22 protein-coding genes are annotated in these 26,136 nt (G+C 67.3%); 15 read left to right on the top strand and 7 right to left on the bottom strand.

What is annotated here, in order from left to right; genetic code table 11:
* Positions 1-30: 30 nt before the first annotated feature.
* On the bottom strand, positions 31-1,116 hold the full coding sequence (locus ACFQB0_RS13810; protein WP_386732741.1) for a substrate-binding domain-containing protein: 1,086 nt from the start codon (positions 1,114-1,116) through the stop codon (positions 31-33).
* A 172-nt stretch (positions 1,117-1,288) separates the two neighbouring features.
* On the opposite strand from ACFQB0_RS13810, the gene ACFQB0_RS13805 reads away from it, so the two are divergent.
* Positions 1,289-2,518 (top strand): ROK family protein, encoded by a 1,230-nt coding sequence (locus ACFQB0_RS13805; RefSeq protein ID WP_386732739.1) that lies wholly within the window; start codon positions 1,289-1,291, stop codon positions 2,516-2,518.
* A 137-nt stretch (positions 2,519-2,655) separates the two neighbouring features.
* Here ACFQB0_RS13805 and ACFQB0_RS13800 read toward each other — a convergent pair whose 3' ends face one another.
* Positions 2,656-3,132 carry a hypothetical protein gene (locus ACFQB0_RS13800; RefSeq protein WP_386732736.1) on the bottom strand — a complete coding sequence of 159 codons (477 nt, stop codon included), beginning with the start codon at positions 3,130-3,132 and terminating at the stop codon, positions 2,656-2,658.
* Entirely contained in the window at positions 3,129-3,512 is a 384-nt protein-coding gene (locus ACFQB0_RS13795; RefSeq protein WP_386732733.1) for a cupin domain-containing protein, read from the bottom strand. Before ACFQB0_RS13795 ends, ACFQB0_RS13800 begins: the two co-directional genes overlap by 4 nt.
* Positions 3,513-3,580: 68 nt before the next feature.
* Here ACFQB0_RS13795 and ACFQB0_RS13790 point away from each other — a divergent pair, with 68 nt between their 5' ends.
* The 8 genes from ACFQB0_RS13790 (at position 3,581) to ACFQB0_RS13755 (ending at position 12,400) form a co-directional block, all read left to right on the top strand.
* Entirely contained in the window at positions 3,581-4,006 is a 426-nt protein-coding gene (locus ACFQB0_RS13790) for a group III truncated hemoglobin (RefSeq protein ID WP_386732732.1), read from the top strand.
* Entirely contained in the window at positions 3,996-4,643 is a 648-nt protein-coding gene (locus ACFQB0_RS13785; protein WP_386732729.1) for a helix-turn-helix transcriptional regulator, read from the top strand. The genes ACFQB0_RS13790 and ACFQB0_RS13785 overlap by 11 nt, the downstream gene beginning before the upstream one ends.
* Positions 4,644-4,768: 125 nt before the next feature.
* On the top strand, positions 4,769-5,356 hold the full coding sequence (locus ACFQB0_RS13780) for a PadR family transcriptional regulator (protein WP_386732726.1): 588 nt from the start codon (positions 4,769-4,771) through the stop codon (positions 5,354-5,356).
* A 44-nt stretch (positions 5,357-5,400) separates the two neighbouring features.
* Positions 5,401-6,132: an ABC transporter ATP-binding protein gene (locus ACFQB0_RS13775; RefSeq protein ID WP_386732830.1), complete on the top strand. Its 732-nt coding sequence runs from the start codon at positions 5,401-5,403 to the stop codon at positions 6,130-6,132.
* Positions 6,129-9,065, top strand: coding sequence for an FtsX-like permease family protein (locus ACFQB0_RS13770; RefSeq protein ID WP_386732724.1), 2,937 nt, complete (start codon positions 6,129-6,131; stop codon positions 9,063-9,065). The genes ACFQB0_RS13775 and ACFQB0_RS13770 overlap by 4 nt, the downstream gene beginning before the upstream one ends.
* Positions 8,957-9,403 carry a TetR family transcriptional regulator C-terminal domain-containing protein gene (locus ACFQB0_RS13765; protein ID WP_386732829.1) on the top strand — a complete coding sequence of 149 codons (447 nt, stop codon included), beginning with the start codon at positions 8,957-8,959 and terminating at the stop codon, positions 9,401-9,403. Before ACFQB0_RS13770 ends, ACFQB0_RS13765 begins: the two co-directional genes overlap by 109 nt.
* Before the next feature lie 2 nt (positions 9,404-9,405).
* Positions 9,406-9,723, top strand: coding sequence for a hypothetical protein (locus tag ACFQB0_RS13760; RefSeq protein WP_386732721.1), 318 nt, complete (start codon positions 9,406-9,408; stop codon positions 9,721-9,723).
* 574 nt (positions 9,724-10,297) lie between these two features.
* Positions 10,298-12,400: a beta-N-acetylhexosaminidase gene (locus tag ACFQB0_RS13755; RefSeq protein WP_386732718.1), complete on the top strand. Its 2,103-nt coding sequence runs from the start codon at positions 10,298-10,300 to the stop codon at positions 12,398-12,400.
* A 309-nt stretch (positions 12,401-12,709) separates the two neighbouring features.
* On the opposite strand, the gene ACFQB0_RS13750 is transcribed toward ACFQB0_RS13755, so the two are convergent.
* A complete protein-coding gene (locus ACFQB0_RS13750) occupies positions 12,710-13,336 on the bottom strand; it encodes a dihydrofolate reductase family protein (protein WP_386732715.1) in 627 nt (208 codons plus the stop codon).
* A gap of 299 nt (positions 13,337-13,635) precedes the next feature.
* Between ACFQB0_RS13750 and ACFQB0_RS13745 the strand changes: the two genes are divergently transcribed.
* The 4 genes from ACFQB0_RS13745 to ACFQB0_RS13730 all read left to right on the top strand — a co-directional run bounded on the left by ACFQB0_RS13745 (position 13,636) and on the right by ACFQB0_RS13730 (position 18,224).
* Positions 13,636-14,715: a LacI family DNA-binding transcriptional regulator gene (locus ACFQB0_RS13745; protein ID WP_386732712.1), complete on the top strand. Its 1,080-nt coding sequence runs from the start codon at positions 13,636-13,638 to the stop codon at positions 14,713-14,715.
* Between the two features lie 159 nt (positions 14,716-14,874).
* Complete coding sequence (locus tag ACFQB0_RS13740; RefSeq protein WP_386732709.1) at positions 14,875-16,191, top strand: MFS transporter; 1,317 nt, start codon at positions 14,875-14,877, stop codon at positions 16,189-16,191.
* A 36-nt stretch (positions 16,192-16,227) separates the two neighbouring features.
* Positions 16,228-17,013, top strand: coding sequence for an alpha/beta hydrolase (locus ACFQB0_RS13735; protein WP_386732706.1), 786 nt, complete (start codon positions 16,228-16,230; stop codon positions 17,011-17,013).
* Between the two features lie 254 nt (positions 17,014-17,267).
* A complete protein-coding gene (locus tag ACFQB0_RS13730; protein WP_386732704.1) occupies positions 17,268-18,224 on the top strand; it encodes an SGNH/GDSL hydrolase family protein in 957 nt (318 codons plus the stop codon).
* 682 nt (positions 18,225-18,906) lie between these two features.
* On the opposite strand, the gene lanKC is transcribed toward ACFQB0_RS13730, so the two are convergent.
* The 3 genes from lanKC to ACFQB0_RS13715 all read right to left on the bottom strand — a co-directional run bounded on the left by lanKC (position 18,907) and on the right by ACFQB0_RS13715 (position 23,648).
* Positions 18,907-21,597: a class III lanthionine synthetase LanKC gene (gene lanKC / locus ACFQB0_RS13725; protein WP_386732700.1), complete on the bottom strand. Its 2,691-nt coding sequence runs from the start codon at positions 21,595-21,597 to the stop codon at positions 18,907-18,909.
* A 168-nt stretch (positions 21,598-21,765) separates the two neighbouring features.
* Positions 21,766-22,413: a response regulator gene (locus ACFQB0_RS13720; protein WP_386732827.1), complete on the bottom strand. Its 648-nt coding sequence runs from the start codon at positions 22,411-22,413 to the stop codon at positions 21,766-21,768.
* The gene (locus tag ACFQB0_RS13715) at positions 22,410-23,648 is read right to left on the bottom strand and encodes a sensor histidine kinase (protein ID WP_386732697.1); all 1,239 of its coding nucleotides are present in this window, start codon (positions 23,646-23,648) and stop codon (positions 22,410-22,412) included. Before ACFQB0_RS13715 ends, ACFQB0_RS13720 begins: the two co-directional genes overlap by 4 nt.
* Before the next feature lie 349 nt (positions 23,649-23,997).
* Between ACFQB0_RS13715 and ACFQB0_RS13710 the strand changes: the two genes are divergently transcribed.
* Both ACFQB0_RS13710 and pstC read left to right on the top strand, forming a co-directional pair.
* A complete protein-coding gene (locus ACFQB0_RS13710; protein ID WP_386732696.1) occupies positions 23,998-24,594 on the top strand; it encodes a TetR family transcriptional regulator in 597 nt (198 codons plus the stop codon).
* A gap of 422 nt (positions 24,595-25,016) precedes the next feature.
* A complete protein-coding gene (gene pstC / locus ACFQB0_RS13705; RefSeq protein ID WP_386732693.1) occupies positions 25,017-26,129 on the top strand; it encodes a phosphate ABC transporter permease subunit PstC in 1,113 nt (370 codons plus the stop codon).
* Positions 26,130-26,136: the final 7 nt, after the last annotated feature.

Raw genomic sequence — 26,136 nt, 5'->3', positions numbered from 1 at the left:
CTCCGTATCTCGGGCTTGCCTCTCTCAGGCTTACCAGCAGAGCTCGAGTCCCTTGGCGGAATCGATGCTGTCGAGCCCTGTGACCGGCTTGTCGGTCACGAGTGTGATTCCCGTGTCGATGAAGTCGAGGCCGGCTTCTGGCTGCGGGACGCTGCCGTCCGCAACCCACTTGATGACGGCTTCGACGCCCAGCTGACCCATCTTGCTCGGGTACTGCTGCGCGACAGCGCCGAACTGGCCGTCCACCACAGACTGGATGCCGCTGCAGCTGCCGTCGATCGACACGACGAGAGCGTCTGTGATGCCTGCAGCCTTGAGTGCGGCCACGGCGCCGACGCCCGATGTCTCGTTGGCCGAGTAGACGACGTTGATGCCGGGGTTCGCCGAGAGGCAGTTCTCCATGGCGGAGCGTCCGCCGTCCTCGGCGCCGTTGGTGGCCTGGTTGCAGACGATCTCGTAGTCGCCGGCTGAGTAGGTGCCCCTGGCGGCCTCATCGCCGTTGACCTGGTCGTTCGCAGGATCGATGCCCATGCCCGTCACGAAGCCCTGATCGCGCTGATGATCGATGGAGACGATCTTGTCGCCGAACAGGTCGAGCAAAGCGATCGTGGCCTTCTTGCCTCCGAGGGCGCCCGCCGTCCACTGGCCGATGAGCTCGCCCGCGTGGAAGTTGTCTGATGCCATGGTGGCGTCGACGAGCGAGAGCGGGTCGGTCGGCGTGTCGAGCGCGATGACGAGCAGACCGGCATCGCGGGCCTTCGTGATCGCATCGTCGACGGCTGGGCCGTTGTTGGCGATGAGGATCGCGTTGTCGCCACGCGCGATCGCATCTTCGATCGCGCGGATCTGACCGTCCGCGTCGGTCTGGTCCTTGCCTGCCGCGACAGTGAGGTCCACATTGTTGTCTTCGGCGGCCTTCGTAGCACCGTCGACCATTGCGGTCCAGAAGTGGTTGTCTGGATCCTTTGTGATGAGCGTGACATGGACCTTGTCAGTCGAACCGCCGTCGCTCCCGCCTCCACCGGCCGAACAGCCGGCGAGCAGGAACACGGCCGCGCTGAGTCCGGCGATAGCGGTGACGAACAGAGGCGGGCGTCGGCGTGCTGTGCGTGCCATCTCAACTCCTTTGGTGAGGAGCCACACGTCATCGGTGGCTCGGTGAAGACGACGATACGCCTTTCTAACTTTCAAAGTCAATAGCTCATACAATGAAAGTCGTAAGTGATGATGAAACTCCTTCGACCTGCGGGGGAGCCGTACAGCGAGGGAGGAAACTAACATCATGAGCATGCCTAACGGAACAGTGGTCTCGCCATGGTTACGCGACAGCCCCGGCGCCCTCCTCGGCCTCTTCAGGGCGAGCACGAACGGCCTCACGAAATCCGAGGCCGTGCGCCGCTCAGGATTGTCACGTACCGCTATCAACCAGCGTCTCAGTCTTCTGCTCGCAGCGCGACTGCTCCAGCCGACCGACGTCGGGGCACGGACGGGCGGGCGACCGGCCGACCGGTTCCACCTGAATCGCGACCAAGGCGTGATCCTGATCGCCGACACCGGCGCCACGGGGATGCGGGTCGCACTGTGCGACATGGTCGCCGCCGTGTTGGAAGAGGCTTACGAGCGCATCGACATCACCGACGGTCCCGCCGCCGTCCTCTCACGCGTCAAACGACTCTTCGACGAGTTCCTCGACCGACAGGGGCGCACTCCCTCCGAAGTGCTCGGCATCGGCATCGACGTCCCGGGACCGGTGGACCACGACAGCGGACGCGTCGTCAGCCCACCCATCATGACCGGCTGGCACGACTTCGACATCTCCGCCTACTTCCGCCCGCACTATGAATGCCCGGTGATCGTCGAGAAAGACGTGAACGCGATGGCCTTCGGCGAGCATCGCCTGGTGCATGCCGACACGAGCGACATCGTCTTCGTCAAACTCGGCACGGGGGTGGGTACCGGCTTGGTCATCGACGGCGAGATCTATCGCGGCGCGGACGGCGCAGCAGGCGATGTCGGGCACATCCCCCTCGAGGCGAACGCCACGGGCACAGACGCACCCGTCTGCCGCTGCGGCAATCTGGGCTGCATCGAGGCCTACGCGGGAGGCTGGGCGCTCGTGCGGGATCTCAAAGCCCTGGGGCGTCCTGTCGACTCCATCGACGACGTCATCCGCGAGGCGCTGGAGGGGCGGCAGGATGCCACTCGCCTCATGCGGCAGGCCGCCACGATCATCGGCACGGCGGTCAGCGACCTGGTCAACATCCTCAACCCCCGCACGATCGTCATCGGCGGTCAGCTGGCCGCGGTCCAGGAGCTGCTGTTCGCGGGGGTGCGCGAGGTCGTCTACCGCCGCTCCCTACCCCTGGCAACACGTGAGCTGCGCATAGTGCCCAGCGCACTCGACGGACGTGCCGGGGTGCACGGGCTGGCGCGGCTCGTCACAGACGAGGTGTACTCAGTGGAGCGGATCAATCGGCTCGTCGGCACCCTATCGCAGGGCGTGACGCCGGTCGCGTGACCCATCGGAGAAATCCACGATGCGAGGATCATGAGGCGCGGGAACGCCCCGAGGCGTCGAGCGCCTGCCCGGCAGGACACCGGATACCTCGCACCAGCGACGGGGTGCCCACGGGCCAGTCCTCGCATGTCGCATGCTCACCTCACCGCGCGCAGGTGCGCGAGTGTGAGCCCGATCGGGACGCTGACGATCAGGACGCCGAACCCGACCCGGTAGAGCGCGGCGCGCAGCGGCGACGCGTGATGTCTCGCGGCCGCTGCCGCGACGACGAGCACCGCGACCAACAGGATGCCCCCGACATCGACGACGATCGGCACCGCAGCCAGAACGCCGCCGATGACGAGCACGTTTCCGGCGTTCCAGCCGAGCAGGCTCGCCTGCAGACGACCGGCCGACGGTTCCGTGGTCACGAGAAGTCGGTCCTGCACGGCGAGGCAGCATTGCGCGACACCGCAGACGAGCACGAGGTAGGCGGCAAGCCAGCCGCCTTTGACCAGCTCGAGCGGGCCGGTGGCGGCGGCGACCAGCCCGCCCGCGACGACGAGAACGACACCGAACGCGAAGCCTGCACGGTCGGCACGGTCGGCACGGTCGGCCGGAGGAGACGAACTCACGCCGAGGGCGGCCGCGTCGCGGGTTCGGTGCGTGGGTGCCGCGACCTCTCGCCCATGAGCAGCAGCAGCAGTTGCGCGTCTTCGAGTCCCTCGACCGCGTGCGGCACGTTCGCGTCGATATGGAGCAGGCCGCCGATCGGAAGGTCGACCCGCTCGTCGTCGACGTCGACGGCGACATGTCCCGAGAGCACCTGCAGCAGCAACGGCACGGTCGAGATGTGCTCCTCGAGCACCTCACCTCGGGCCAGCGCCAGCCGCACCGCGCTTCCGCCGGGCCCCGCGAAGATGCGGCGTGAACGAACGCTCCCCGGTTCGACCGGAAGCACCCCGATCAGGGCCTCCGCGTCGCCAGCGATCAGAGCATGTCGTCGCGCGTCCATCAGCTCCCTCTCCACTCGAATTTGATTTAACCGCAACACTATCCGGTTTATTTGGATAACGTGAAGACATGACCCGAGACATCCGCGACAGGGCCGACATCCTCTACCTCGTCGACGCGTTCTACCGACGGGCGTTCGCAGACCCGCTCATCGGCCCGATCTTCACGGACGTGGCCGCGATGGACCTCGACCGCCATCTGCCGATCATGTGCGACTTCTGGGAGACCGTGCTCTTCAACACCGGTCTCTACCGGCGCAACGCCTTGCAGATCCACTATGTGCTGAACGCGCGGTATCCCCTGCGACCGGAGCACTTCGATCGCTGGCTTCAGCTGTGGATCACGAATGTCGACGAGCGGTTCCGCGGCGAGAAAGCCGAACTCGCGAAAGTCCAGGCACGCCGGGTCGCCGGCTCGATCAGCCGCAGGATGCAGGGAAGATCGGGGAGCGAGTTCGAGACGATCGCGAGCAAGGACGGTTGCGATGCGCCCTGAGATACACCCCGATTCGACCGATTCGCGCGTCCACGTCGCACTCGCGTCCCGTACCCGACGGCTGGTGCTCGACGCGGTTGCGCGGGCGACGGCGCCCGCGGACGCGCACGCGCTGGCCTCCGGTCTCGGCCTCCACGTCACCACGGTCCGATTCCATCTCGAGCACCTCGAGGCGGCGCACCTCGTGAGCCGCCAGACGGATGTCGAAAAGCGTCGTGGACGTCCACGCATCCGCTACCTCGCATCGTCACGACTCGGAGAGGACAGCCGCGAGCAGCTCATCGAGGTGCTGGCGGGGGCGCTCGCGCAGCGAGACATCGGACGGGCACAGTCGGTCGAGGCAGGCCATCGCTGGGCCGACGAGCTCCTCGCCACCCATGACGACGCCGCAGATGGGGTCGAAACTCTTCTGCGGCTGCTCGACGGGCTCGGCTTCGATCCCCTCATCGACGAGAAGGTGATCCGACTGCGAGGATGCCCGTTCCGCGAAGCGGCTCGCGACCACCCCCAGGTCATCTGCTCTGTGCACAGGGGCCTCGTCGAGCGGATCCTCGAGGCACGAGGGGTCGAGCGGCGGCCAGAGCTCCTTCCGTTCGCCGAACCCGAGCTCTGCCTCATAACCCTGCACGACGACTGATTCCTACCGGGCGGGCACGATGTGCTCCGGTTGCAATCGACGGCGCTTGCCAAAGGCAATAGTTACCAGGTAACTTAGTTACCTGGTAACCCGCCCCGAGCGGCGGAATCGAATCGGAGGTCCTCGTGTCGGTGAAACACGCTTTGCTGGCCTTGTTGTCGCGGCGGCCGTCCACGACGTATCAGTTGAGGAAGGACTTCGATCTGACCACGAGTCAGACCTGGCCGTTGAACATCGGCCAGGTCTCGACGACATTGCAGCGCCTCCAGCGCGACGGGCTGGTCGTGCGGGATGGGGGCGACACGAGTGACCCCGCCTCGGCGGAGCCGTGGCACCTGACGTCGCGGGGTCGCGACGAGGTCGAGCAGTGGTGGCGCAGCCCGGTGTCGCGTGAGCATCGTGGACGCGACGAGCTGATCATCAAGCTAGCCCTGGCGGTGGTGGTTCCAGGGGTCGACGTCGTGGCGCTGGTGCAGCGGCAACGGTCGGCGATGCAGCGCCTGCTGCACGATGTCACACGGGCGAGGCGCGCGGTCGAACCGGGCGAGCTGCCCGCCCGGCTCGTGCTCGACAACCACATCTTCGCCGCCGAGGCAGAGTTGCGCTGGCTGGACTCGGTGGAGGAGTCGGTCGCCCGCGCGGGTGCACTCACGGTCACCACGGCGACCCACGACCGCGAACCGGTCGACGAGCCGGCGAGGAACAGCCGGTGACCGCGTTCCGACGGCCGAACGGAGGCTCCGAGACGCCGTCTCCGATGCCGACTGAGGCTCGTGCGGCTCTGGAACTCAGGCGGGTCACCCGGGTTCACGGCGAGGGGGCTCACGCGGTCTCGGCCCTGGTCGAAGCCGAGCTGCTGCTGAGCGCCGGCGAGTTCGTCGCGGTGATGGGGCCGTCCGGATCAGGAAAGTCGACCCTGCTCAATCTCGCCGGCGGCCTGGATGCGCCCACCTCCGGCGGGGTGCTGGTCGAGGGTGCAGATCTCGGGCCACTCGGCATCGCCGAGCGGGCGGCCATCCGCCGCCGATCGGTCGGCTATGTCTTTCAGGATTTCAATCTCCTTCCGGCGCTGACCGCCGCCGAGAACGTCGCGTTCCCACTCGAGCTGGACGGATGGCCCGCGCGGAAGGCACGAGCGGAGGCGCTCGCGGTGCTCGCCGAGGTCGGCATGGCCGAGCTGGCCGACCGGCGCCCAGAAGACATGTCCGGCGGTCAGGCGCAGCGCGTCGCGATCGCGCGGGCGCTCGTCGGCCCGCGCCGGCTGCTGCTGGCCGACGAACCGACCGGGGCGCTCGACTCCGCGACCGGGACGTCGATCCTCCAGCTGCTGCGAGAGCGGGCCGACCGGGGCGCGGCAGTGCTCATGGTGACGCACGAGGCGCGGTTCGCAGCCTGGGCCGATCGCACGATCTTCCTGCGCGATGGGCGGATCGTCGACGAGACCGGACCATCGAACGCATCCGAGCTGCTCGGTCGGTGCCGACAGTGACGAGACAGACCACCGTGACGGGACAGACCACCGTGACGAGAAGGTGGAACCGCTGGCAACCGGCGCTTCGTCTCGCGAGACGGGATGCCGCGCGCCATCGTGCCCGTACGATCCTCGCGACACTGCTCGTCGCGCTCCCCGTGACGGCACTGGTCACGGGTACCGCACTGACGCAGTCCGCACCGCTTGCGCGGGAGGCTGCGCTTGCAGGCATCCCCGACGGCGTGCAGGCGGTCGTGACGGCAACGGCGGTGCCCCGCACCGGCATGCCCTTCCCGCAACTGCCAGAGGGCACGCCGGGACCGTGGATGGATGACTTCGAACAGGAGCCGGCCGGCGAGGACGAGCTGGCCGCACTGCTGCCCGGGCGCGATCGTCTGCTGCCCTACTGGAACTCGCCGCGACTTCTCGCGACGACCGGAACCGAGCTGAAAGCCGGCCAGGAGGCCGAGGCCGGCACCGGCACGGTGGGCGACTTCGATCTGGCCGCCGTCTCGACCGCATCGCTGCAGGAGGCCGGCGGTGAGGCGCTGGCGCTCATGCTCCCCCGGGTCGAGAGAGGCGCCGCGCCCACGAACGCGACCGAGGCGGTGATCACTTCGGCACTCGCCGACAGGCTGGACATCGCCGTCGGGGATGTCGTCACCTTCGTCGCGCCGCCTTCCACCGGCTGGTACAGCACGGACGGACGCATCGGCGACGTGATCCAGGACTCCCAGCGCGCCTACCAGGTGTCGGGGATCGTCGCCGACGATGCCCAGCGCGTCTGGGCGCCGGAGGGCTGGATCTCGCGGATGGCGACAGCCGATCCCGCCGGCGTCGACGGACACTGGCTCATCGTCGGCGATGAGCCCGTCTCCTGGGAGCACGCCAGGGCGATCAACCTGATCCAGGCGTTCGCGGTCTCGCGGCACGTTCTGGAGAACTATCCCGCAGCAGGGGAGCTCTATCCCGTGGCCGTCGACGCCGGCGCCGTGCTGCTCCAGATCGTCTCCGTCGTTCTCGCCGGCACCGTCGGGGCTCTGCTCGTGCTCTTCCTCGTCACCCCTGCGTTCGCGGTCTCCACCGACCAGGCCAGACGCACCCTAGGGCTCGCGGCCGCGGTCGGCGGAGCCCCCGCCGACCTGCGCCGGATCATCACCGCTCAGGGGCTCGTCATCGGCCTCGCCGGAGGAACGCTCGGAGCCGTGGCCGGAACCGCCACGGCACTGCTCGCGGGCCGCGCTCTGCTGCCGGACCGAGACCTGCTGGCGCACTTCCCCTGGTGGATCGTTCCCGTCGCCATCGGCATGGCCGCGCTGCTGGGAGTGGTCGCGACGCTGCTGCCGGCTCGCTCGGCGTCCCGCCTTCGACCCGTCGACGCGCTGAAGGACCACGCGACGCCGCGCTCGCACCGAGTCGGTAGCCACGGTGCGATGCTCCGTCGGCTCGCCGAGATCGCCGGCCCGATCGCCCTTGCCGCCGCGATCGCGTGCGGCGCATGGAGCTTGGCGCTGCCGTCGGGTGTGGAGCCCGGCTACATTTCCCCGGGGGCTCCTCCGACGTCTTCGAGCGGCCTGGGTCTCTTGTTGCTGCTGGCCACCGTGGTGCTCACCATCGTGGGGCTGCTGCTGTCGGCGCGCGCGATCACCACTCTCGGGGCGCGCTTTGCGGGCCGTCTGCCCATCGCCTTCCGTCTGGCGCTGCGCGACGCAGCGGATCATCGCTCCCGCTTCCTGCCGGCTGCGACCGGGGTGCTCGTCGCCGTGCTCGCCGCCTCCTACCTCGCCGTGCTCGCCGGCTCCGCCACCGCGAACGATCGCGACAGGGTCGGCGAGATGGTCTCCGGCGGAAGGCTCGTGCTCGGCGCGCAGGTCCCCGTCAGCGAAGGCTTCGACCGGCTCGTCATCGCCGACGCGATCTCGGTGCTTGCCGATGAGCTGCCGGTGACCGGACACGAGCCCGTCTATGCGATCCCGCTGCGCGAGAGCGATGTGCATCTCGCCGCCGTGATGCCTGAGAACGCCTCCTGCCCAGACGATCTCTACCCCGATACGGCATCCGCTGTGCGGGTCGGAGCGCCGCTGCACTGCACAGACTGGAACCATGCCTACAACCCGGGATTGTCCGTGCCGTGGTGGGGCGGCTCTGACACCGTCGTCATGACTGGCGACGCCCTCCGCGCCTCGGGGCTGCCAGGAGCGGACGCAGCAGCAGCCGTGCTCGACGCAGGAGGTGCCGTCGTCAACAATGCGGCCAGGCTCTCGGACCAGGGCATCGTCCGCGTCGCGATCTCGGGCGACATGTTGCCCGACGAGAGCAACGCCGACCGGATCGTCGAGTTGCCTGGCGCGTTCCTGCGCGGCATCGCGTCCGCGACCACGGTCTCACCCGAGACCGCCGGCACGCTCGGCGTCACCGAACTCGAATACCTCGGCGAATACGTGGTCACCGATCCCGAACTGTCCCTTGGCCAGCTCGCCCGGGCACGACAGCTCATCGAGGCGCACACGACTCTCGCGTGGATCGGCGAACCGCAACGTCAGTTCGTCTGGGGGCGCAGCGAGCAGCTCCTTCCCATCGCCCTGCTCGCCGCACTCGCCCTCGCGGCGACCACGATCTCGCTCCTGCTGGCCCATACCCAGACACTGCGGGACTTCACCACGATGCACGCCGTCGGAGCCGCGCCGCGGTTTCTGCGCCGCTTCGCGCTCACCCAGGCGATCGTCATCCTCGCGGCAAGCGTCCCCATCGGTCTGACCGCGGGAGTCGCGCTCGGCGCCTACCAGATCGCCTGGAACCGCAAGACGGCCATTGGCGGGGCCTGGCTGGAGACCGTCCCGCTCTGGGGCGTCCAGGCCGCTCTGGCACTCGCGGTCGTCGGCATCGGGCTGGCGACAGCGGTCGTCGTCGCCCGGCCGCCGAGACAGCTCGTGCGCCGCTCGATCGACTGAATGCGACCGTTCCTCACCGCCAGGCGAGCAATCGACATCTCGATCGAGGCGATCGGCGCACCACCCCCGAAGGCCGAAGCAGTCGTCCATCCCTGACCGAAGGAGGCGACAGCCAGCGGATCCTCGCCCTGGTCGATGATGGGCAACCATTGCGAGGGGCGCTGGACCTCGACCTCGAGGCGCTGCGCCTTCATGCGCTTCTCGATGGCCTGGCAGCCCACCTGCTCCACGATGCAGGCCAGCTCACGCCCGAACAGGCGTTGGCCATCCTCGACAACCACCTCACCTCATTGACCAAGACCCGCAACGCCCACCCCGCCCGCTCGGAGGAGAACTGAACATGACCATACGACCCGCGACAGGCGCCTCATCCCGCCGGTGGCTCAGGCTAGCCGTCGTGTTTGTCGGAGCGGCGGCCATCTGGATCGGGCTCAGCCTCCTCAGCGACCTGACCTTCGGGCCGGAGTACGGCTACGTTTCCCACGCTGTTCGCGCGTGCGCCACGTTCCCGCTCTTCCTCGTCCTGTTGTTCCTCGTCCTGCGATGGGAGGGCAAGCCCGCCAAGGCCTACGGACTGCTCCCCGACCGTCAGACACCGACGAACGCCCGCATCGGCGCCCTCGGCTACCGCTTCCCTTCGCCATCACGGCCGTCGTAGTCCTGGGGCTCGGAGCGGCGGCGATCACGATCTCGGGAACACCGGTCGAGATCGTCGGGCACGCCGCATTCCAGTCGGTCACCCAACCCGTTCTTGGCGCCCAATGGCCAGCCTTCGCACTCAACGACCCCGAACACTGGTTCTCGGATCTCGCCTACGGCCTCAGCCCTCTCGTCCTCGGCCCTGTCGTCGTGATCCTCATCGTGAGACTCGCGAGAAAGAGACCCAGCACCGCATCGAGCGAACGACGACGTGCATGCGAGGACTGGGATCTCTGGCTGCGCGCGGTGTTCGCCGGCTGGACGATCGTCCGACAAGACGACCCGCAAGCGATCTACCGGCGGACGGGAGGGTCGCTTCGGAACTTCTGCCACCGAAGGTCTTGACTTAATTTAGTTACTCCCTATAGTTCTAGACAACCGCCAGCACACCCGGCGGACAGCATGCAGGGCCGCACGCGGAAACCCCGTTGAGCGACCCGACGATGACGTTCCCCCCACCGACCGCGGGCTCCGAGACCGAACTCGGCATCCGTGCTCACCCAGCGATCGCTCGCTCAAACGATGGTGACCTCATGCATACAAAACCCGTTCCTATTCCCCTTCCCCCGGTAAAACCGCGAATCCGGTCGCTTCGCCACCTTCTCGGGGCAGCCCTCGCCACCCTTCTGGCCGCAACCGGCCTGACGGCGATAGACGATTGGCGGCCCGCGACCGCGGCCGGGTCGACACACCAGATCGACGACGCCACTCTCTCCGGCGAGAACTCCTTCGCCTACACGGGGGTCTGGAACGCAGACGCCGGCCTCCCGACGACCGGCTGGTACGCCGGAACCGAGCACTGGTCGGCCGAGAAGGATGCGACGGCGACGATCTCCTTCGTCGGAACCAGTGCGGAACTCTACGGCCGCAAGCATCCCGGACACGGGATCTACGCCCTCAGCGTCGACGGCGGCCCCGAGACCCTCTTCGACGGATACGCGCAGACCGCCACCAACTCGCTGCTCATCGTCAACACCGGCGAGCTCGCACAGGGCCCCCACACCCTGAAGCTGCGCCTGACCGGAGACAAGAACAGCGCGGCCACCGGTATCTCGGGGCAGGTCGACTACGCCCTGGTGAAAACGGACGGAAGCGAAGCGGCCATTGCCTGGACAGGACTCCCCCAGCCGTCGCAGCTCGCGCTGGACGGCGGGGCGTTGGAGCTCACCGCAACCTCGCGGCTCTTCGTGCTCCGGCAACAGCGGGAGCTCCTACAGGCGGAGGCCGAGCGGCTCAGCGCCGAGCTCGCAACCTCCGACGCACTCCCCGCGGCACCGCCGATCGTCGTCGGCGACGAGAACCAGATCCGCCCAGGGGACATCGTGCTCCGTCAGGCCGACCTGCCCGGCACCGCCTCGCCCGAGGCATACGCCATCGCGGTCTCCGACCGGGTGAACGTCACGGGTGAGGGGGTCCAGGGGGTCTTCTACGGCACTCGGCAGCTCCTGCAGAACCTCAAGGCGCAGGGCCGCATTCCGACCGGCAGCGTCTCGAGCAGCCCCGCCGTCGTGGAACGCAGCCTTCACATCGACGTCGGCCGCAAGTACTACACGAAGAACTGGCTCGAAGCCCAGATCCGGGACCTGGCGTATGCGGGGCTGAACACCCTCCAGCTCCACTTCTCCGAGAACGAGGGCTTCCGCATCGCGAGCGACGTTCACCCAGAGGTCGTCTCCGCGGAGCGCCTCACCAAGGCCGAGGTCCGCGAACTGATCGCCATCGCGAAGCAGAACCACATTCAGATCGTGCCGGCGCTGGACATGCCCGGGCACCTCACCCAGGCGCTGATCGCGCATCCGGAGCTCCGGCTCAAGAATGCCTGGGGCGCGGATGTCCGCGGCGCCCTCGACATCACCAAGCCGGAGGCCATCGTCTTCGCGAAAGAACTGATCGACGAGTACGCCGAGCTGTTCGCCGGGTCGAAATACTGGCACCTCGGCGCCGACGAGTTCGTGGACTTCGACCACATGTCGAACTACCCGATCCTCAACGATGCCGCCAAGCAACGGTTCGGCCCGACCGCCAACGGGTTCGACCTGCTCACCGCGTTCGCGAACGACATGAGCGACTATATCGAGGCCAAAGGCTTCACGGTTCGGGTCTGGAACGACGGCATGATGCGCGGCAACGTCGTGAAGCTGAACACGGATGTGCAGATCACCTGGTGGACGAACTGGGACCCCAACCATGCGGCGCTGCAGACCGCGATCGACAGTGGATACACACTGGTCAATTTCAACGATTCGATGTTCTACTACGTGCTCGGCGAGGCGGCCGGATACATCTATCCGACGTCGGCGCGGATCTGGGCCAAGAACTGGCATCCCGGGGTCTTCCCGGACCTGAAGACAGGACCGCAGGTCATCCCCCAGCCATACCCGGCGTACCTCCGGGGAGCCTCTTTCGCGATCTGGAGCGACCGGCCGGCCGCGCAGACCGAAGCCCAGGTCGCCGCCGGCGTGCGCAGCCCGCTGCGGGCGATGGCCGAACGCTCCTGGAACGCCGGTTCGAAACTCTCGCTCCCGCGGTTCGACGCGGTGAACCAGCTGATCGCGAGGGCACCCGGCACCGAGCGGCCGCTGTCCGAGAGCGGCCCGGTGACGGTGCTTCCGCTTGCGGGTTTGTCGGTGCGGTGAAGGTGGATGGCTGGTGCGCGGCGGGGATGGTATTGCTGGCGGTGGCGGCGGCCAATGGCGAGGATGTGCCGGTGGCGGTGCGGTTCACCGGCGGGCGGTAGTCACATGAGTGGCGCATCCGTTTCGATCCTTGCCGCGTCGGGGTGGAGAGCCGCGTGGGTTTCCGGGTGATGACCCGCGTCACCGGCGAACTGAAGCCGGAGCCGACCGCACCGCTGATCCGAAAAGCACTCGGAGACAGCACGACCTGGAGTCGTGTCCGACAATTGCCGGGTCCAGGCTATGGCGGAGAACCTCTGTCATGCACTCCTAGGTTTCCCGGTCGCCGGCCGACATGTCGCCAACGCCGGGCGTGCCATCGGCGAGCGCGTAGCGCTGCAGCACAGCGCCCTTCGGCGAGGTGACGGCCGGCTCGACGAGTCTGAGGTTCGTCGGAACAACCCCATCGGCGAAGACCTTCTTTCCTCTGCCGAGGAGGATCGGGTACACCCAGAGCGTGAGCCGATCGAAGAGCCGCTCGGCGAACAGGGTCTGCACGAAGTCGAGGCTGCCGATGACGTGGATATTCTCGTGCCGGGCGCGCAACTCGCGGACGGCGACCGCGACGTCCGGGCCGAGCAGTGTGGAGTTGGCCCACTCGAGGGTCCGCGCCTGGCGCGATGCCACGTATTTCGGGAGGCGATTGAACAGACGCGCGATGCTCCCTTCCGCAACGTGCGGCCAGTACGCCGCGAAGATGTCGTAGGTCCGGCGCCCGAGCAGCAGCGCATCCATCTCAGCCATCCCGGAGTCGATCTGCTCGCCGACGACCTCGTCGATGAGAGGCGCCTGCCAGCCGCCGAACGCGAACCCGCTGTCGGTGTCCTCGTCCGGCCCACCTGGCGCCTGCGCGACGCCGTCGAGCGTGGTGAACAGGTCGATGTGGATCAGTCCCATGCCATGCTCCGTCCCTGCCGCCCGTCGTCCCCACGGCGACGAGGTCAACTTCGAGGCTGCCACACGATCCCCCATCAGTCCAGCACGCAGTCGGGCGCGAGGCATATAACGGCCGCCATGCCGATCGAGCCGCTGACCATTATGAGCGACATTGCTCCCTGGAGCGGCACGACAATCGTGGGGGCTCAGGACGACGCCGTTGACCATGGCGGCCGCCGCGAATACCCACGCCGTGAACGTCAACTGACGTCTCTGCGCCGCCGAACGCAGCCTATGCTGGGATGGGACAAGGAGAGCGGATGGACGGACGCAGCCAAGGCCAGCGCGGCAACGGTCGCGTGACCCTGACTGAGGTGGCCAAACGCGCAGGCGTCTCACGGTCCGCTGTCTCCTTCGTACTCAACGGTCGAACTGATCAGCGGCTTTCAGCTGATACCTCCAACCGCGTCCGCCGTGCGGCCGAGGAACTCGGATACAGCCCTAACACGACCGCCAAGACGTTGCGCACCGGCAGTTCGGGTACCGTCGCGCTCGTGTCCGACTTCATCGGCACGACGTCGTTCGCGAACTCGATGGTACGCGGCGTACTTGAATCGCTTCACGACGCTGATGCGCTGCTCTACACGGTGGACACTCAGGGAGAGTCGTCCCTCGAGTCGAGGTTGCTGCTGAGTCTCATCAACCGGGACGTTGACGGAATCATCTACGGGTCGATGTTCACCCGAACCGTTGCCGTCCCGGCACTGCTTCGAAACGCACCGTTCGTTCTGTTGAACTGCGTGTCGGATGACTCCGATACGACTGCGGTCATTCCAGACGAGGTCGCTGCCGGGGCGACAGCGGCGACGGCTCTGCTCTCGGCCGGCCACCACGATCACATTTGGTTCGTCGGGGTCTTCCCTCCAGGGGCCACGGGGGGCGCCGCCTGGCACAACTGGAGTCCGCTCGCTCTCGCCGAGAGGCTTCAGGGGATCGATACGGCGCTCTCCGCCGCCGGCACCAAGCTCGCAGGCAGAGCCATGATCGACGATGACTGGGATGTGGCCAACGGGCGAAGCAGCGTTGCGAAACTCCTCGCATCGGGCGCCACCCCGTCCGCCCTCATCTGCGTCAACGACGCGGTTGGAGTGGGCGCCTACCAGGCGCTCCAAGCGGCAGGGTTGCGAGTACCCGACGACATGTCGGTGATCTCGTTCGACGGCAGCCCCCTGACAACGGCCGTGTTGCCCACGCTGACTTCCGTGACGCTGCCGCACGAAGCGCTTGGCCGGCTCGCGGCCCAGCTGTTGCTCAGCGGCACCACCGTGCCGCGTATTCACCGCGTACCCATGCCGCTGACGCTCGGCCACTCCATCTCCACGCCACCTGCAACCCGATGAACCCCCCTCCGAAGAGGCTCAAAGAAACTTTTGATTTTTATAAATATTGATCTTGACGCTTGCTATATCGGTATAGCATCATGATCTGACGCCCCCGCAAGCCTCTGGTCCGTTCTTGGCGCGCTGCGGTCGGCAACCCGACTACGAAGGAGTAATCGCATGTCTGAGCCCCGTACAGGCAGACCCACCCCCAATGCGTGGTGGGTCGGTGTCGTCTGCGGCCTGGCCACATTCGTGGACACCGGCATCACGACCGGGATTCCGATCGCGCTGGTGCTGTTCCAGGCGTTCAAGCCCGACATGCCTGGCCTCTCCCCAACCGAGGTCGGCCTGCTCACGGGCGTGCTGACCGCGGGCGTGGCGATCGGCTCGCTGTTGGGCGGCAGATTGGGCGACCGCTGGGGCCGCCGCACGGTGTTCATCGCAACCATGGCCCTCACCGCGATCGGCGCCGCGGTTCCTCTCCTTGGCGTGGCTGTTCCAACCCTCCTCATCGGCGTCTCCCTCATCGGCATCGGCGTGGGGGCCGATCTCCCGGTCGCGCTGGCGACGATCTCCGAGGCGGCAAAGGACCGCAATCGCGGCAAGATCCTCGTCTTCTCGAACCTGCTGGGCGGTTTCGGCATCCTTCTGGCCGTGCTGCTGGCCATCAACTTCGGCGCTGCCGGCCCCACGGGCGGACTGGTCATCTTCGGTACATTCGGAGCGGTGGCCCTCGGCGTACTCCTGCTGCGACTGACGATTCCCGAGTCCGCGTCCTGGCTCACCGCACGCGATGAGCGCCGCGCCGGGATCCACAGTGTCCGAGCCGACCGTGGCCGTCTGCGCGACTTCGGGCGCGCCCCGTACCGCCGTCCGTTCTTCACCCTGATCGGCTACTACACGCTTACCGCGATGGCCGCCAGCGTTGCAGGAAGCTTCGGCACCTTCGTCGCGGTCAATGTCACAGGTGCCTCCATCGCGGAGTACAACTCGTGGACCACTCTTGCCATGCCTGCCGCAGTCGTCGGTGCGATCTGGTTCATGGCCGCCGTGGACACAAAGCTCCGGGTGTCCTACTACGTGGCAGGTTCAATTGGAGTCGTCGTCGCGAACCTGGTTCCCATAGTCTTCGGGTTCAGCCTTCCAACGCTCATCATCTCCACGGTAGCCACAGTGTTCTTCAGCGCCTTCTGCGGCGAGACGATCATGAAGGTCTGGACCCAGGAATCGTTCCCGACGATGCTGCGGGCAACGGCGCAGGGCACCGTCTACGCCGTCTCCCGGTTCGCAACCGCCGGACTGAACATCGTCACGCCGACGCTCGTCCTGCTCAATCCAAGCGCGCTGTACATCGGCGTGTCACTCCTCGCGGCGACCGGGTTCTTCATCGGTTGGCTCAGCTTCCACCGAAACACTCGCAACGAGTTCGACCATGAATCGGAGCTTGTCGCGCTGCAAGAGGAACCCGGCTTTCCAACCGCTATCAAAGCCTAGAACCACAACCTGACCTCCGTCCCGAAGGGAGCAGCCATGACCGCGATCCAACCATTTCAGACCGCCGTCGATGGACTTTGCCTACGTGGCACTCACTATGTGCCGTCGCTTAGCAATCCGAGCCCGACCGCGGTGCTCTTCCACGGCTTCGGGAACTCGCGAGTGGAAACAACCCGGTTGTTCGTCACCCTTGCACGTCAACTCGCAGCGAATGGCATCGGAGTGATTGCCTACGATCGCGCCGGCCACGGCGAGAGCGACGGAGAGTTCTTCGACACTTCCGTCTCTCTGGATGTCCGTCAGGCACACCAGGTCCTGGCGGCCATCGCTGACCTCGACGCCATCGATGCAGGCAATCTGCATCTGGTCGGCATGAGTCTGGGATCGGTCATCGCTTCCATCGTCGCGGCGGAGTCCGCACTGCCGCTCCGCTCGGTGACGATGTGGTCGACTGCGGCGATGTTCGCGGACGAGATCCGCGGCGGCACCCTCCAGGGAAAATCTTTAGGAACCTTGGATTCCGAGGGATACTTCGACTTCCTCGGCATGCGGATGGGTCCGGCGATGCGCGAGGACGCAGTATCGTTCGACGTCTACGGCCGCGCAGCCGCCTACGCCGGGCCGGTCCGCCTCCTTCACGGAACCGCGGACTTCATTCCATTGTCCTACGCCGAGCGCTACCTGCAGATCTATGGTCACCGCGCCGAACTGATCGTCGTAGACGGCGCCGACCACGGCTGGACACAGGTTCCGCAACGTGACCTGGTGATTTCCCACACCGTGGATTTCATCAGCCAAGCGGCACGGATGGTGGGCGAATGACGGCCGCAGGATGCGGGGAGGTCGTATCCCTGCCAAGCGGCAGTGTCCGTCTCGAGGGCCATCTCGGACTGGTGTCCGTACCGGGCGGAGTGCGCCCCGTTCGAATCCCCGTGCATCACTGGTCTCACTTTCCGCCCGCCGGTGAGAACTTGCGCGCCGTCGCGTCGGCCGCCAGCGGCGTGCGTCTCCGACTGGAAACGACGGGTGCGAGGGTAGCTCTCCGCGTTCGGTGCACACGCATCCAGACCGGGGACATGCCGGGATCGCGCAACCGGTTCCTCGCCCAGATCGACGGTGTCACGGTCGCAACCGCTGAAGCGCCCGTGGACCGCGTGCTGCACGTCTCGATCACGGGAGAGGAAGCCACGACCACAGCGAGCAGCGACTCGTCACTTGTCGAGTTCGGTTCGCTGCCCTTGGGAGAGAAGACAGTCACGGTGTTTCTCCCGCAAGGCATGATCATCGACCTGCTCGACGTCGACGGCGACGCCCCAGTAATCGCAGCCGCTGAGACTGGTCTGCCGGTCTGGATCCATCACGGCAGCTCGATCAGCCACTGTGTCGAGCCGGAGCTGCCGACGAGCGTGTGGCCGGTCGTCTCCGCCGCGATCGCCGGCCTCGACGTCATCAACCTCGGCTTCGGGGGCCAGTGCATGCTGGACCCGTTTGTCGCGGATTCGATCGCGGCCACCCCCGCTGACGTCATTTCGGTCAAGGTAGGGGTCAATATCGTAGGTGCCCGGTCGATGGATCAGCGCACCTTCGTCCCGGCACTCCACGGTTTCCTGGACCGCGTCCGGCAGGGACATCCCGATACCCCGATCGTGCTCGCCTCCTCCATCCTGTGGCCCGGAAGCGACGACATCCCCGGACCGAGCGACGTGGAGTTCCTCGCCGACGGAGGCGTCCGCTGCCACACCAACGGAGACCCCGCCGACATCGCCAAGGGAGCGCTCACTCTCGCCAACTCCCGCAGACACGTCGAGCACGTCGTCACCATGCGGGTCAACGCTGGCGAGAACATCGCCTACCTCAACGGACTCGCGCTGTACGGGCCGGCCGATCTCCTGCGCCACCCGCTGCCGGACTCCCTCCATCCCGACACCGAACTCTACGCCGAGATCGGTCGCCGATTCGCCCACATCGCGTTCGGCGAGGACGGTCTCGTCCCCCGTTCGACGCTCGGACAGTTCTCCCGGCGAACACCGTGACGCAAAGCTTCTGCCGGGAGTCCCAGCCCGGGAACTGAGTGATGCCGAGGGTGGCAGCGGCGAGCTGGGCGGTGAAGGCCAGGCCGAGAAGGAGCGAGGCGGCCGAGTCGATCTTCTGCGCCGTGGACTCCACCCATGCTGGGCCGCCATCGAGTGTGACGCCCGCGATCTGGACCCGCTGGCGTGCCGTGGAGACCGGATTCAATCGGTGGATGCAAAGTGGACTCAAACGGTGGAAGCAACACCCGCGGTGGGGAGGATGCTGTGGGAAGGCCATCGGATTGGATGAGGAAGGTGACTGGGCGTGCGCCGATGCGTTCGCCGGGTCACACTGGGCATACACGATGGTCGGAGATCGCGACAGGTTTGCTGCCGACAGAGGCCGGTGTCGCTGTCGGCGTGCCGCCGGTCGCGGGGTCGCGGTGGTTTCGAGAATCGGGCGGTATGTCGCGCCGACGACCTCGCCGCCGCCCATGCCCTTGAGAACGTTGAGGCACCCGGCGTGGGTGCCAGGCAGGGTGGGAAATGCCCGCCAGGCACCCCGCTGGCAGGTCAGCAGATAGCTTGCGAGGTGGTGCTGATGCAGACGGTCAAACTAATCGCGCTGGCCAGCTGGTTGTTTCGCTGGCTGTCCGGGTTCTCATCGAGCACTTGGAGGCTGAGTAGGTACCCCACGGTCAAATCACCCCCTCTCCTCGTGCGGCGGGCGGGGGTTCGTGAGGACGAGACGGCTTGCCGGGGCCGGCAGGAGCAGCGGGAGGAGGGTGTCCCAGCCGTCCCGGCTCTCGTCGTGGGCGAGCAGGCCGTGAGCTTGCAGGGCCGTGAGCACCCCGGCGGAGCCGGTGGCGAAATCGCAGGATAAGCGCAGCAACCCCTGACCGGGGAAGGCGATGCCGGTGCGGTGCCGCACCGCGTGAATCTTGAGAGCCTCGACGTGCGCGAGCAGCGCGGCATCGGATGCGGCGGTGCCAAGACCGGTGCGAGCAAGGTAGGCGAGAAAGTGGATGAGGCCGGCGCGGCCGTGGAACAGGCCCGGCTCGATGACGAAGGGGGTGCTTGCGGCAGCCCGGATTCCGTCGAGGGCGGCGAGATAGCGGTGCGGGTCGCCGAGATGCGGCAGGAGCCCGGCGATGACCAAGCCGATTCCGGCGGATCCGGTCGCGAGATAGGGCATCAGGCGCCAGCCCTCGTTGACCTGGAGAGACCCATCGCCGGCAACGGCACAGGAGGCGAGGTCACGGTCGAGGGCGTCCACAGCCAGCCGCAGGTGGGCGCGGTCCCCCGTGCGCTCGTAGAGGCGCAGGGCGAACAGCGCGGTTCCGGAGGGGCCCCACATGAGACCACCTCGCCCGGTTCGCACGGTCGGGGCAGCATCGCCGGGGTCCAGCCGCGGCCGAGCATCGTGACGGGCGCGCAAGATGGTGGCGATCTGAACGGCGTCGGTTTCGAGCGCCGGGTCGCGCTCGGCCTCGGCCAGCAGGTACAGCCCGAGGCCGGGCATCCCCCCATAGAGGTCTGAGCCGAGCCGGGACGGGTCTATGGCACGCAGCCGGTTCAGGAGTTCGTCCGCCTGTCTGTCGCGACTGTGCTGCCGGTGCAGCCAGGCGACGCCGGCGAGCCCGTCGTAGAGGCCGAGCTGTTGGGCCTCCGAGGTGCCGTCGGCGAAACCGGTGGCGTCGGCGAGCCAGTCGAATGCTTGGGGGTCGATATCAAGGCTGCACGCGTCGAGGGCGTGGATGACGCCAGCGGCGCCGTGCGCAAGACCGTACCCGTTTTCGGCGAACTGGCGAATATCGCCGGGCCATGCCCGGTCGGCTCGGGAGAAGTCGGCGCTGGCTCCGAGGGATCGGCCGATCATGACCTGAAGGGCCAGGACGGCGTCCTCACTGCCGACTGACCAGCTCCTGATGGCGGTGTCGGCAGCGCGGGCGAGCCGGCTGCGGGAGCCCAGGCTGTCGCGACCCGGCAGGGCCAGCCCGGCCCGCACACCCGCGAGCCAGGTCTCGTCGAGGGCGTAGGCGTCCCTGGCGGCGTCCAGCAGGTCATCGGCCTTCAGAGGGTCCAGGCCGAGCAACGGGGTGAGGGGAAAGAAGAGGAACAGCTTCAGGCAGGCCAGGGCGTAGCGGTCCGCGGCGAGACCGCCGCGGCCGTCGAGGGCGACGAAACCGGGGGCTCCGATGACAGCGGCAGCATCGTCGGAGGCGGATCGCGCCATCTCGAAGTCGAGAAGCACGATTGATCCATCGGGGGCAACGAGCACGTTGTTCGGATGCAGGTCACCGTGCACATACCCCGCGGCGTGGATGCGGCCGAAGGCCTCATCGAGCTGGGCGGCGATGCCGAGCGCCCACTGACGGTACTCCAGATAGTCGGCGGGGGCTGCCGTGGCGCGAATGGCCGGGCACCGGGCCACGATCTCGGCACCGAGGTTGGCGCCGTCGACGTGGTCGAGGACGAGGAACCGGTGCCCGTGGAAGTCGAAGGATTCGCGCACGGCAACCACGGTGGGCCCGGCAAGGGCCCTCAACCGGGACTCCTCATCGATCAGGCGGTCGCGCGCGTCGCGGCCGTCCGGTGTGAGGCCGGCATGGGGGCGCGCCTCCTTCAGCACGACCGGGTCGCCAGTGGGCGTGGTCGCCTGGTAGACGCCGCCGGCGTTGGAGTAGTGCAGCACCCTGGTGATCTGGTAGCCGAAGTCCGCTGGCGCGGTGCCAGCGCCAAGGGCGTCGAGCTGTTCGCTGAGGAAGCCGGGAAGCTCGACCCAGGGCGGAGGGGCGAAGCCGGCCCCGCGACGGTCCTCCACGAGCGCCCCGTCCGGGTTCCGGACGGCCAGGATCTGCCGGCCGTCGGGGTCGCGGGCGATGGTGCGCACAAAAGAGCCGTAGCGCACGAAGAGCGGACCGTCCTTCCAGCGCAGGTCGGAGAGCACGTAGGGACCGGGGGTACCCCCGATCAGTGCGTCGAGGCCGTTCAGGGCGCTCTGCAATTCGGCGACGTCGCCCGGGTAGATGGTGATGAACTTGCCGGAGGCCGCGCGGTCCGCGTCTTTCGCGTTGGCCGCCCGCAGCTCATCGAGGCCGGGGAGGTGCTTGAACGGCAGCGAATGATCGTGACAGTAGGCGGAGACCAGCCGCAGGACGCGAGCCGCATCGGCGGGTGTCGTCGTGACATGGATCTTCCAGCCCTGATCGGGCAGTTGCCGGTCGGCTGGCCGCCAGAAAGACCAGAACCCGTCGTCGTGGTGCTCCCAACCGGCCCACGCCTGACCATCTGCGGGGTGGTAGCGGACCGTGCGCCGGGCGGTTCGGTGCAGGGTGGGTATGTCGTAGAAGACCGGATCGGCGGCTGTGAAGCGCAGATAAGTGGGATCCACCGGGCAGGCCTTTCGAGAGGACACCATGCCGTCCGGCCGGCGCATGATGCGCGCGGCACTCCCCGACCGGTGAAGTCGCGCTCTCATTCTGGGAAATCCAGGCCGACCCGCGCGCCTGCCGAAAGTCAGTATTCGCGTTATGCCGTTCGGCTCGGCGGTCGCGCGAATTCAACTGGACAGGCCGTTGCGAAAAGCCCAGATCACCAGTTGCACACGTCCCTGAAGGTCGAGCTTTGCCATGATCCTCGACAGATGCGCCTTCACAGTGCCCGGTTCGAGGTGGAGGTGTCCGGCGATCTGCGCGTTCGTCTGGCCCTGACCGAGGGCACGGACGATGTCCAATTCGCGCGGGGTGAGGAGCCGAATGTCGGGACCCTCCGGTACGGCGATCTGCCGCCGCCGGGCGAACTCGGCGATCACCCGCCGGGTGACGGACGGTGAGACCAGACCGTCGCCGCGGGCCGCGGATCGAACGGCGGCCGCCAGGTCCTCCGGCTCAGCGTTCTTCAGGAGGAACCCGACCGCTCCGGCCTCCAGGCTGGCGAAGATGTACTCGTCCAGGTCAAAGGTGGTGATGACGACCACCGGCACCGGATCCTGGCCGCTGGCGAGAGCGCGCGTGGCCGCGATGCCGTCGCCCTCCGGCATCCGAATATCCATCAGCACCACGTCGGGGCGCAACTCGGCGACGGCCTCAATCGCTCCCGGGCCCGAAACCGCCTCCCCCACCACCTGGATATCGGGAAAGTCGTCCAGCAGCACACGCAGGCCGCGGCGCACCACGAGCTGGTCGTCGACGATGAGCACTCGGATCATGCCAATGCCCACCGTTCGAGAGGAATGATCGCGTGAGTTTTCCAGCCGCCATCGGGGGTGCGGTCAGACCGGAGGGTGCCGCCGAGCATGGTGGCCCTCTCCCGCATACCGAGAACCCCGTAGCCCGTTCGGCCCTCCGGTTGTCTGGGCACGCTCTCAACCGGGGTATTGGAGACCTCGACCATGAGTTCGCGGCTCGTGCGACGGAGGCGGATCGCCACCTGGGAGCCCGGGGCGTGTTTGCGGGCGTTGGTCAGCGACTCCTGGATGATCCGGAAACAGGCCAGCGAGGTGGTCGGGGACAGGTCGTCGATGTCGCCCGACACGGAGAGGTCGATAGAGGGGTGGAGGGTACGAACGGAGGCCATGAGGTCGGGCAGGCGGCTCAGGGTGGGCCCGGCCACGGTGGCCTCGTCGTCGTCTTCGCGCAGCACGCCGATCACTTCGCGCATGCTCTGCAGGGTCAGCTCGCCCTCGACCCGGATCGACTCGAGCAGCTCGACGGTGGTGGCCGGATCGGATTCGCGCACGCGGATCGCCGCCTTGGTCTGCAGGATGATGCCGGAAATGTGGTGCGCTGACACATCGTGCAGCTCACGGGCCATACGGTTGCGCTCGGAGGCGACGGCGACGGCAAGCTGGCTGTCACGCGCCTGGCGCAGAGCAACACTGTAGTCGGACGCGAGCGTCGCGCGACGACGCTGAGAGCCATAGAGAAGGCCGGCCAGCACAGGCGCGACATAAGTGGGGATGACCCGGGAGACGATCGCGAGGACGATCAAGGCGGAGAGGCCGCCCGATGCGACAGCGGCCAGTACGAGATGAATGATCAGGTCGAGCGCCACAGCGAGGCCGAGAACCGGAGTCCAGGTTCTCCAGCCGGTGAGCGAGGTGAGGCTGAAGACAGCGAACAGCAGGGTTATCGTCACCGTCAGATTGCGGTCGACGGACACGGCGATAGCGGCGATGAAGCAGGCATACACCAGGATGAAGGACAGCACCGGAAAGCGGGAACGCCAGAGAATCGGGACCGCCTGCAGGGCGAAGATCGCCACAGTGCCCCACACAGTGGCCGCCGTGACGGCAGGCCCGATACTGGAGCCGAAGAAGCTCGTGCCGACAGCGATCGTGACGAGGAAGTAGGCGACGGAAACGATGGCGAGCCCAAGCGCCCAGAGCCCGTCCGCCAGAAGCCGCCGCGACAGTGGCGTCGTAGCATCGGCGGAAGAAGACACCGGCATTCCGAGCCCGGCTCCGGACCCGTCACTCGGTGACGCCATCGGCATCGGCATCGGCATCGGTGATGTTCGCTCGTTCATAATGTGACCGCCACGGAACCGCACGGTGCGAACCGGTGAGGACTTGCGCATACTACGCCCAGAAACCAAACGACCGGGAAACACCGGTGGCGCGATCGGTGCCTACCGAACGTCCTGGACGAGTGGGTCCGTTGGGCGTCAGGGACCGAGGCGATGAGGGACCGTCTGGCGGATGCCAAGCCCCACACCACCCAAGACCACCCAGGCCAAACGGACCCACTCATCGAGGTCGAATGGCATAGCCTGATCGGGTGGAGACAGGCCGATGATCCGACGAGAGCAGGCGGAGCGGACCCGAGAACTGCTGCTGGATGCCGCCGCGGAGGAGTTCTGGCTGCACGGCTTGGGCGGAACGCGAATCCAGGATGTGCTCGACCGCACCCAGATGACCAAGGGTGGGCTCTACCACCACTTCACCAATAAGCAGGAGATGGCCGAGGCGCTGGTGGCGCAAGAAGCCGAGCGCTGGCCCGCCCTGATCCTCGACGTGGTCGAAACGGGACTGCGCGGCCTGCCCGCGCTGGAGGCCTTCTTTCGGGCGGTAGCCGTGCGCCTGGACGACGACGTGCGGGCCCGCGCGGTGCTGCGGATCACCGACGAGCTCGACGCGCCCGGCGAGAACTCCGCCAACTCCGCATTCATGCTCTGGCACGATTTCGTCATCCTCGGGCTGCAGCAAGGGATCGCCGACGGCGAGGTGCCCGATTCGATCGCGATCCGCGAGGTTGCCGCCACGGTCGTCGAGTGCGTGTACGGGGTCTGCGTCTCGTCGGCGCCGATGAGTCAGCCCAGCGATGCGCCGACGCGGCTCGACCGGCTCTGGACGGTGCTCGGCCCGGGCCTGCGCAGCGCAACCGGCTGAGCCCCCGGCTGCTCCCGGCCGCGCTGTCCCGAGGGGTCGACACGCCGGGGCACGCAAACTTCCCTCAACCCATGGTTGAGGCTTGACGGCCGAGCCGACGCCGGCGATTCGACAGGCAGCGCGCAGCGCCCTGATTCCGGGGCTGATCTCGACGGCCCTCAATCACCCGTCATCCGCCATCCCTCTCGGGTTCACCTAACGTTCAAGTTCCGGTGGTTCATCGTTCATCGCCCCTGGATGATTCACCGACGTTTTGGTTTGCGAAGTGCGTGAGCCTGTTGCAAGATGGGCCTTGTCGCGGTCACGGTGATCCCATCATGGCCTGCAACTACTGGCTTCGATACCGCAGCACACCACATCTGCCACACAGGGACGGCGACCGACGGTCGCGTCGGCGAAGGTGACAATCGACGGGGGTTCATATGGGCAGGGTCCTGGGCGGCGAGCTCGATCAGCTCGACCTGGACGATGCCGCAGCCGCGACCCCGGCGTCTGCTGAGGCTCCCAGGGGCGGAGGCGGTCCGCCGCGACGACGGTCCGGCCGTGCCGGAGCGGCAGCGGGCGGGGACGTGCCGCGTATGCTGAGCTCGGCACGCGGGACAGCCGACAATCTGTTCCGGGTGACCACCCACGGCGGCGGCGTGGTGGTCCTGGCGATCATGACCCTGGTCGGTCTCTTCCTCGCCGTCCGCGGTGCGGAGGCCATCAGTGCCGCTGGCCCGTCGTTCCTGACCGAGCAGGACTGGGAGCCCAACTCCGGCCGGTTCGGCATCGCGGCCGTGCTGTTCGGCACGGTCGTCATCGCCCTGGTGGCTATCTGCGTGGCCATCCCGCTTGCGGTCGGCACCGCCACCTACATCTCGGACTACGCCCCGGACGGCCTCAAACGGCTGCTGATCGGCATCGTCGACCTCATGGCGGCGATCCCCTCGGTGGTCTACGGGCTGTGGGGGATGTTCTGGCTGGAAGGCTCGATCCTCCCGGTCGCCCAGTGGATCTCCACCTACTTCGGCTGGATTCCGATCTTCGCGGTCCCGAACTTCAACCCCAACGACCCGCTGGCCACCCCGACGGTGTTCACCGCGAGTGCTTTCCTGGCGGGTCTGGTGGTGGCCATGATGGTCGCCCCGATCGCGGCCTCGATCATGCGGGAGGTCTTCTCCCAGGCACCCATCGGCGAACGCGAGGGAGCGCTGGCGCTCGGCTCGACGCGGTGGGGAATGATCCGCTCGGTCGTCTACCCCTTCGGCCTCGGCGGCATGATCGGCGGCACGATGCTCGGCCTCGGGCGGGCGCTGGGGGAAACGATCGCGGTCTATCTGGTGATCTCCCCGGTGTTCGTGATCCAGCCGCACATCCTTCAGACCGGCACGAACTCGATCTCCTCGCTGGTCGCCCTGAGGTACGGGGAGGCGAGCCCCTTCGAGCTGTCCGCGCTGATGGCGGCCGGTCTCGTGCTGTTCGCCATCACGATGCTCGTGAACTTCGGTGCGGGCATCATCATCCAACGTTCCCGCTCCGGCGCGGCGAGCTGAGAGAGCG

Source organism: Luethyella okanaganae, from assembly GCF_042660285.1.
In the GTDB taxonomy this organism is placed as follows: domain Bacteria; phylum Actinomycetota; class Actinomycetes; order Actinomycetales; family Microbacteriaceae; genus Luethyella; species Luethyella okanaganae.
The sequence above is the reverse complement of the archived record's forward strand: the minus strand, read 5'-3'. Positions and strand labels throughout refer to the sequence as shown.